The following is a 7,560-nucleotide window of genomic DNA, read 5'->3' as shown; positions in this document are numbered from 1 at the left end:
ATTTACTACTAACCACCTAACCAACAGGTGTTGCAACGACCCCTAGAAAGCGCCCACCACATGGTGGCAGGGCGCCGGCCTTTCTGTGCGGCGGCGGCGGTTAGCGGCGCTTCTTGGGCGCGCGCTTCGCGGCGGCGTTGACCGCGGCTTTGACGGCCCCGACGGCGGCTGCGTCCTCGGTTTCCGGTTCGGCCACGGTGCCGCGGGCCTTCGCGATGGCTTTCATGCCGTGGTAGATCACCAGGGCGGCGGCGGAGCCCAGCGCGATGCCGGTGAACTTCAGGTCCCCGATCGTCCAGGTGTAATCCGCGATGCCAACGATCAGGGCTACGGCGGCGGTGGTGAGGTTGATCGGGTTCGAGAAGTTCACCTTGTTCTGCACCCAGATCTTCACGCCCAGGACACCGATCATGCCGTAGAGCATGGTCGCAGCGCCGCCAAGCACACCGGCCGGGACGGTGGCGATCAGTTCGCCGAACTTCGGCGAGAAGCTCAGCACAACGGCGAAGATGCCGGCCACCCAGTACGCCGCCGTCGAATAGACCTTCGTTGCGGCCATCACGCCAATGTTTTCGGCGTAGGTGGTGGTGCCGGATCCGCCGCCCAGGCCCGCGAGGACGGTCGCGGCGCCGTCGGCCATCAGCGCACGTCCCGAGACGCCGTCGAGGTTCTGCCCGGTCATGGCGGACACCGACTTAACGTGGCCGATGTTCTCCGCCACGAGCACCAGCACCACCGGCACGAACAGGCCCACAACGCCGAGGTGGAATTCGGGGGTCTGGAAATGCGGGAGCCCGACCCAGGCGGCGGCGTCGACCTTGGCGAAGTTGACCTCGCCACGGATCATCGCGACCAGGTAGCCCACCACGACGGCGACCAGGATGCTCAGGCGGCCCAGGATGCCGCGGAAGAAGACGCTGACCACGATTATCACGGCGAGGGTGATCAGGGCGGTGATGGGGGCGGCGTCGAAGTTGTTCTTGGCGGCGGGGGCCAGGTTCAGGCCGATCAGCCCCACAATGGCGCCGGTGACGATCGGGGGCATGAGCCGGTTGATCCAGCCCGCACCGAACTTCTGCACGACGGCGCCAATGATGGCCAGTCCGACGCCGGCCAGCACCACGCCGCCCAGCGCGCCGGGGATTCCGAACTGCTGCTGCGAGGCCATGATCGGGGCGATGAAGGCGAAGGAGGAACCGAGGTAACTGGGCACCCGGCCCTTGGTGATGACCAGGAAGAGCAGGGTGCCTATGCCGGAGAAGAAGAGGGTAGTGGCCGGCGGCATGCCCGTGATGATCGGGACCAGGAAGGTGGCGCCGAACATGGCCACCACGTGCTGCATACCCACGCCGATGGTCAGGGGCCACGCGAGGCGCTCATCCGGCCTAACGACCTCGCCGGGGCGGATGGACCTGCCGTTTCCGTGGATCTTCCATTTGGTGCCGAGCATGCTCATTGCAGCGAGCCTTTCAAGAATGTGTGGCGGGACCGGGAAGGAATCTTCCGGTGCCACTTTACCGCGCCGGCCGGGCCCGGCCCGCTGAGAGCCCCGCGATGGCGCTATTCGGCGGACGGCCGCCTGCGCTGCCGTTTCGTCTCTGACCGCTGCCCCTTCGCGGCCAGGCGCCGACGGTTCGACCCGCGGGTGGGTTTGGTAGGCCGGCGTCGGGGACCGTCCGGCGCCAGGGCCTCCGCGACCAGATCGGCGAGTTTCACCAGGGCGGTTTCGCGGTTGCGCAGCTGGGAGCGCTGCTCGGAGGCGGTCACGGTGATCACTCCGGCGACCAGGCGTGATCCGAGGCGGGTCACCAGCATCAGCCGCTGGCCCTCGGAGAGCACCGCAGAGGTGCCGATGTCCCAGGACAGTTCGACGCGGCTGTCAGTTGTGTTGACGTGTTGACCGCCCGGACCGGACGAACGGGAAAACCTCCAGCGCAGTTCTGCCGCCGGGATGGTGAGCGCGGGGGACACCTCCAAATCCATGTACCCAGCGTTTCACGATCCGGGCGGGATGGAGCACTTCGCTGTTTGCGCTAACTTTCGTCGCGGGTCTGGAACTCCTCGTCCAGCTCATAGTGCCGGAATTCCGTTTCCGGGTTTGGCTCGCCCTCGGCAATGATCTCAACGTCCAGCTGGCGCTGGATCTGGCTGTCGAGGACCTGCAGCTCCTGGTCCTCGACGGCAGTCAGATCTTCCGGAAACTCTTCGTCCGGGGTGAGACGCAGATTGTCGCTCATCATGCCTCCGTGCCGCCATGCCGGGGTTCTGCCTCCGGCCCTGAGTGTCCGATCCTACAGGGAGATTGCGCGTCCGGGACAGCGCCGTCAGGTGGGCTAGCGGCCGGGCTGCGGGCCGCGCCCGGTGCCCTTGTCTAGGCCGCGCTCCGTTCCTCCGACGACCACCTGCGCCGGGCTGTGGAAGATGTAGCCGTTGAGCCAGGAAAACAGCGCGCGGACCTTCTGCTGGGTTCCGGAAAGGAGGGCCAGGTGCACCAGGAGCCAGGACAGGAACGCCAGGGGTCCTTGGAGCTGGAGCCGTTTGCGGCCAAGCTCCGCGACGGCGGCGCCCCGTCCGATCATCGCCATGTATCCCTTGTCGGTGTAATGAAACGGTTGCCGGGTGCCGCCGGTGATGTCCGCGTAGATGTTGCGGGCGGCCCAGTTCCCGGCCTGCTGGGCGACTGAGCCCAGCTGCGGCAGTTTGGCACCGGACGCATCGGTGATGTTGGCCGCGTCGCCAAGCACATAGACACCCTCGGCGCCGGGCGCCGTCAGGTCCGGCCGGACGTCGATGCGTCCTCCTTTGCCCTGCGGCAGTCCGGAGCCGGCCAGGAGGTTGCCCGCCTTGAGCCCACCTGCCCAGACGACGATCCGGCTCGGTATCTCGGTTCCGTCCGCCAGCGTCACGCCGTCGGCCCGGACCTCGGTGACGCCGACTCCCATGTGCAGCTGCACCCCGATTTTGTTCAGGCGCTGGGTTGTGTATGCCTGGGACTTCAACGAGAACATGGCGAGCACGCTCGGGACCATGTCCACCAAGTGCACCCGGCACCGCGCTGCGAGCTCGGGGGAGAAGTACTTGGTCACCACGAATTTGATGTTTTCGGCCAGCGCCCCTGCGGTTTCCACCCCGGTCGGGCCTCCGCCGACCACGACGACGTCCACCGGCACGCCGGGCTCCCGGTCGGCCCGGTCAAGCAGCCTGGTCAGGCCGGTGCCGAGCGTGGTCGCGTCGGTGACCGAATACAGGGGCAAGGCGTGGTCTTCCGCGCCGGGGGTGTTGAAAAAGTTCGGTACGGCCCCGACCGCGATGACGAGGATCTGGGCGCTGAACGTCTCGCCGTCAACGGTGGTGACCGCATGGTTTCCGACGTCGACCGACGCGACGTCGGCGGTCAGCACCCGCACGCTTCGGAGCCGCCGGACTACGGAACGGATTGGCCGGGTCACGGCCGAGACCCCGATCTGCGAGGTGGCCACCTGATAGAGCAGCGGCTGGAACTGGTGGTAGTTATTTGAGTCGATGAGCAGTACGCGGACGCCCTTCCGACCGAGTTCTTTGGCGGCCGTCAGACCCGCGAATCCGGCACCGACCACAATGACCTGGTACGTGTCCTCCATTCGAGCAACCTACTCCTCCCGCGGCCCGGGCAACAGTGCCTACGGAAACCGTGGCCCCGGACTCAGCCCCTGAGTCCGTGTGCCGCCCGCAACCGCCGTCACAGGAACGCCGGGGCGGGCCTCACCTTCGCCAACGAAGGGCCGCACGGACTGCCGCGGTCGCCAGAACGGCTGCCAGGGCTGCTGCGGAAAAACGCAGCAGCCCGCGCAGGGAGGTGTCGGCAGCCCGGGGTGTGGGGGCAGCCGCGCCGTGTCCTGAATCTGCACCGGGTATGGATTCCCGGAGCAGCCGGCGCTCGCCGAGCCTGGCCTCGATTAGCCGGTCGGGGGCGGACGTGATGCTGTCGGCGGCCACTGCGGCGGGGAGGTCCACGATGTAGGGCTTGCCATATGACGCTTCCGCTGCCACAGCGTCCAACCAGGGTTCCGGCTGCCGGGACAGGCCCCGTTCTGCGAACGCCTTGGTGAGCATGGCCTTCACCTCCGACAGGGTCTTACCGCGTGCGCGTCTGACTACGTCAAAGATCGCTAGTTGTCGCTGGACGTTATCCGGATTGGCCGGCGTGGGCTGCTGCACGGCGGGGCCTCCTCTGTGTTGACGGCTTGCTGGTCCTGGGGCGAGGGTGAGCGCCTTGCATCAGCCCGTTCATTGACGCTGACGCTGCTCTTCCGTCAGTCTGCGGCATCGGCCGCTCTCCGGCAATGGCGACAGGGACGGGACGGGCCGGCTCATTGGCACCAGCTTCACGGTAACGGGGCCGGCGGTTTGGCCACAAGGAGGACCGCCTGCGGGTCTTTTTCCATGGACCGGGCCGCGCGGAGCAGTTGCGCGCGCAATACGAAGCCCTGCTCCGTGAAACGGAGGGCCACGTCGTCGGGCGCGTGCAGTTCTGCCCGGAGTTCGACGTCGTGCCCGTAGGCGCGCTCGATGGTGCGGTGGCCGCTGCCGGCCTGGAAAGCGATGAGCGCCAGGCCGCCGGGACGGAGTGTCCGCCAGAACTCGCGGACGATCGCGGGCAAGGCTGCCGGGGAGGAATGGATGATGGAGTACCAGGCGAGGATGCCGTCCGCAGCGCCGTCGTCGGCGGGGAGGTCGGCCAGCTCGCCGACGTCGAACATGAGGCCGGGGTGAAGCCGCCGAGCCGTCTGGACCATTACCGGCGAGAGATCCACCCCGGTGACCACCAGTCCCGCGCCGCTGAGGAGCGCGCTCATCCGGCCGGCGCCGCATCCGGCGTCGATTACTTTCCGCCCTGGCGCGCAGCGCAGCAGAGCGGAGAACTCATCGATCATGGCCACATCAAGGGGTGACTCGAAGCTGGTATCGGGAAGCGCCGCCGCATAGGTCTCGGCCAACGCGTCGTAGGCGGATCGGACGTGGGCGAGGGTTCCGGGGTTTGCCATGGTGTGAGCCTACCGATCAGGGACCGCCGCCCCGGTCCTTTTAGGGCGTATGGGCGGTATGGCTGCCGTTCCCGCTGCCGGGGCTCGCCGCGTCAACCACCCGGTAACGGACCGACATCCCGGCGCTGAGGTGGTCGTTGACGTGGCAGTGGAACAGCCAGGTGCCGACGTCGTCGGGGACCATATCGGCTACCACCATGCTCGCTGGCAGCAGGTTCACGACGTCGGTGCGCATCCCCAGCGCCGTCGCGGTGTTTCCGTGCCAGTGCGGGGTGTGCAGGTCGACCTCGGTGCCCATGCCCATCAGGTACCAGCGGACCCGTTCGTCCTTTTTCATGGTCAGTGCATCCAACGGCAGGTTGCCGAAGACATAGCCGTTAATGGAGTGCATCAGGTTGCTTTCGCGGAACTCTTCATTGGCCGGGTCCACGGAACCCGGGGCGCCGGCGAAGCGTCCGATATTGCGTTTCAGGTACGGGCTGGCGTTTTCATCGCTGACCTTGAACTGGACGAAGAATTCCCGGTCGACGTCGTTGGGGGTTCCGTCCGCGCGGGCCGCGTCGGACTTGGTGATGACCATCGGACCGACCAGGCCGGCATAGTCGTCTCCGACCTCGTCCTTGTGCGAGTGGTACATCCACATCACCGAACTCCCGTCCATCGGGCCGGGGCCGGCCCTGTCCGGGACCTTGTAGTTGTAGGTGTAAACGGTTCCCGGCGGGACGGCGTCGTCACCGTGGTCCGACGCCCCGGTGCCATCCTCGTACGGGGCGCCCTCGTTGGCCTTGTCGTAGAACACTCCATGGACATGCACCGACGCCGGGCGGTCAAGGTTGTTCTTGAAGACCACCTTGATGGTGTCGCCCACGACGCCTCGGATGACCGGGCCGAGCATGCCGAGATGCCTGTCCGCGTCGCTGCGCGGCTTGAGCTTCGTGAAGGACGCGTCCGTGTAGTCACGGTACAGCGACTTCACGTACGTGGTGCCGATCCTCTGCGGGCCCTGCTGTGTGAAGACGGCCGCGGTTTTGTCGAAGGGTGTGCCCGCGTTCTGGTTCACCCCGGAGGGCGCATAGTTCCAGTCCACCTCGTCCGCTCCGATGAAATATGTCCGGGTCTGTGGAACGTATCGTCCCTCGGCGGGCATTGCCGTCGCCGTACAGCCTGCGAGGGTCACACTCGTCGCCAGAGCCGCGGCCATGGCGACGTAAAGAGCAACCACAATCCGTCGGGGCCAGAAGAGAGGACCCCGGCGCACTTGTTCCAGCGTCATGACATGACTGCCCATTTGTTAGCCTGCCTTCGAATCCATGCCTAACGGAGAGACTTGAGGCTTAGCGACTTAAGCGTAGGACGGAGACCCCGTTAAGCGTAGGGCCGGGACCCTGCTTCTTAGTTGCCGAATCCGTTGGACGGAGTGGGGCTGCCCGGGTAGCAGAGCGAATGTCGCCCGAAGTGCCGAAGCGCCGAAGTGCCGAAGTGCCGATGAGCTTGGCGCGGCAGGCTTCGTCGGCGGCTGCAACTAACCCCCTGCAACGGATCCCGACCCCACAGCAGAGATGCTGGCCGCTGTACCGTGGGGGCCGATGGATGCTTCGACATTTCTTGCAGCGTACGACCAGCAGCTCCGGACCGATGCGGAGACCCCGGGTGCGGTCGACGTCGAGCGGTCAGGCCCCTTGCGGCTCGTGACCTTCGCGGGCGGCCGCGGATTCGTGACATGCTCCGGGTCTCGACGACGACGCCGTACCTTTGGCGGCGCTGAGCGCCGGAATGCCGCGCCGGCCGTGGCATGCTGAACCGGTGAACCAGGGACCGGACTACGCTGCCTACGCCGCCAAAATGCGCCACCTGGCTGTCTCCGGCGGCGACCTCGAAGTAGACGCGCGCTTTGTCGACATGCTGAGCTCGCGGCAGGCCCGCATCCTGGATGTGGGCTGTGGAATCGGGTCGGCGGTCGGTGCCCTTCGACATCGTGGCCACCTGGCGTACGGCGTCGATCCGACTGACGCCGTACTAGCGGTGGCCGGCGACCTGTTCGACCCCTCATGGTTTCAACGCTTGGGCGCCGGAGACATTTCCGCCGCCGCGCTGCGCGAGGTGGGCCTCCCCGCCGCCTATGACCTCGTTCTCATGTCAGGAAACGTCCCGGCCTTCCTCACGGATGCAGCTCTGGCGACGACTTTCCAGCAGATTGCCTCCGTCCTGAACCCCGGCGGCGGCTTGGTCGTAGGGACCTCTACCAAGGCCCGGGGAGGACCCAAACAACAAGACCTCGCGGCCGCAGGAACCGGACTCGCCCTGATGCATCGTTACTCCGACTGGCACCTTGGCCCGTTCTGCGAGGATTCGCCATGGTCCGTGAGTGTCTTCGCGAACGCGGGTTCACGACAGGCCGCCGAGGGACCCGACGGGATCTTCGTTCTCGGCTCGTAAGGCAGCGCCAGCCCCCGCCCGGGCGCCCCAGGCGGGACGGGCACAGTGGTTCAGCATCTGAAGTAGTGGTTTCTTCGGGGTGTTTGGTGGGGGTCGAGGT

Annotated in this window: 8 protein-coding genes; 1 reads left to right on the top strand and 7 read right to left on the bottom strand. The window is 66.6% G+C overall.

The window, feature by feature from the left end; all coding sequences use genetic code 11:
- Positions 1-100 precede the first annotated feature (100 nt).
- The 7 genes from ABIN76_RS17635 to ABIN76_RS17605 all read right to left on the bottom strand — a co-directional run bounded on the left by ABIN76_RS17635 (position 101) and on the right by ABIN76_RS17605 (position 6,246).
- Complete coding sequence (locus tag ABIN76_RS17635; protein ID WP_346960953.1) at positions 101-1,456, bottom strand: solute carrier family 23 protein; 1,356 nt, start codon at positions 1,454-1,456, stop codon at positions 101-103.
- Positions 1,457-1,560: 104 nt separating this feature from the next.
- Complete coding sequence (gene arfB, locus ABIN76_RS17630; protein WP_346960952.1) at positions 1,561-1,983, bottom strand: alternative ribosome rescue aminoacyl-tRNA hydrolase ArfB; 423 nt, start codon at positions 1,981-1,983, stop codon at positions 1,561-1,563.
- Positions 1,984-2,033: 50 nt separating this feature from the next.
- Positions 2,034-2,237, bottom strand: a complete 204-nt coding sequence (locus ABIN76_RS17625; protein WP_346960951.1) for a hypothetical protein — start codon at positions 2,235-2,237, stop codon at positions 2,034-2,036.
- 96 nt (positions 2,238-2,333) lie between these two features.
- Positions 2,334-3,620: an FAD-dependent oxidoreductase gene (locus ABIN76_RS17620; protein ID WP_346960950.1), complete on the bottom strand. Its 1,287-nt coding sequence runs from the start codon at positions 3,618-3,620 to the stop codon at positions 2,334-2,336.
- Between the two features lie 121 nt (positions 3,621-3,741).
- The gene (locus tag ABIN76_RS17615) at positions 3,742-4,092 is read right to left on the bottom strand and encodes a hypothetical protein (RefSeq protein WP_346960949.1); all 351 of its coding nucleotides are present in this window, start codon (positions 4,090-4,092) and stop codon (positions 3,742-3,744) included.
- Between the two features lie 272 nt (positions 4,093-4,364).
- On the bottom strand, positions 4,365-5,024 hold the full coding sequence (locus ABIN76_RS17610) for a class I SAM-dependent methyltransferase (protein WP_346960948.1): 660 nt from the start codon (positions 5,022-5,024) through the stop codon (positions 4,365-4,367).
- A gap of 40 nt (positions 5,025-5,064) precedes the next feature.
- Positions 5,065-6,246, bottom strand: a complete 1,182-nt coding sequence (locus ABIN76_RS17605; protein ID WP_346960947.1) for a multicopper oxidase domain-containing protein — start codon at positions 6,244-6,246, stop codon at positions 5,065-5,067.
- Positions 6,247-6,827: 581 nt separating this feature from the next.
- On the opposite strand from ABIN76_RS17605, the gene ABIN76_RS17600 reads away from it, so the two are divergent.
- The gene (locus tag ABIN76_RS17600; RefSeq protein WP_346960946.1) at positions 6,828-7,460 is read left to right on the top strand and encodes a methyltransferase domain-containing protein; all 633 of its coding nucleotides are present in this window, start codon (positions 6,828-6,830) and stop codon (positions 7,458-7,460) included.
- The last annotated feature ends 100 nt before the right edge of the window (positions 7,461-7,560 follow it).

This window comes from uncultured Arthrobacter sp., from assembly GCF_964021775.1.
Taxonomy (GTDB): Bacteria; Actinomycetota; Actinomycetes; order Actinomycetales; family Micrococcaceae; genus Arthrobacter.
Note: the sequence above shows the minus strand (reverse complement) of the source record. Positions and strands in the feature narration are given on the sequence as shown.

Coding starts and splice junctions, on each gene's coding strand:
- ABIN76_RS17635 (WP_346960953.1), bottom strand. CDS start 1,456: ATGAGCATGCTCGGCACCAAATGGAAGATCCACGGAAACGGCAGGTCC.
- arfB (WP_346960952.1), bottom strand. CDS start 1,983: ATGGATTTGGAGGTGTCCCCCGCGCTCACCATCCCGGCGGCAGAACTG.
- ABIN76_RS17625 (WP_346960951.1), bottom strand. CDS start 2,237: ATGAGCGACAATCTGCGTCTCACCCCGGACGAAGAGTTTCCGGAAGAT.
- ABIN76_RS17620 (WP_346960950.1), bottom strand. CDS start 3,620: ATGGAGGACACGTACCAGGTCATTGTGGTCGGTGCCGGATTCGCGGGT.
- ABIN76_RS17615 (WP_346960949.1), bottom strand. CDS start 4,092: ATGCTCACCAAGGCGTTCGCAGAACGGGGCCTGTCCCGGCAGCCGGAA.
- ABIN76_RS17610 (WP_346960948.1), bottom strand. CDS start 5,024: ATGGCAAACCCCGGAACCCTCGCCCACGTCCGATCCGCCTACGACGCG.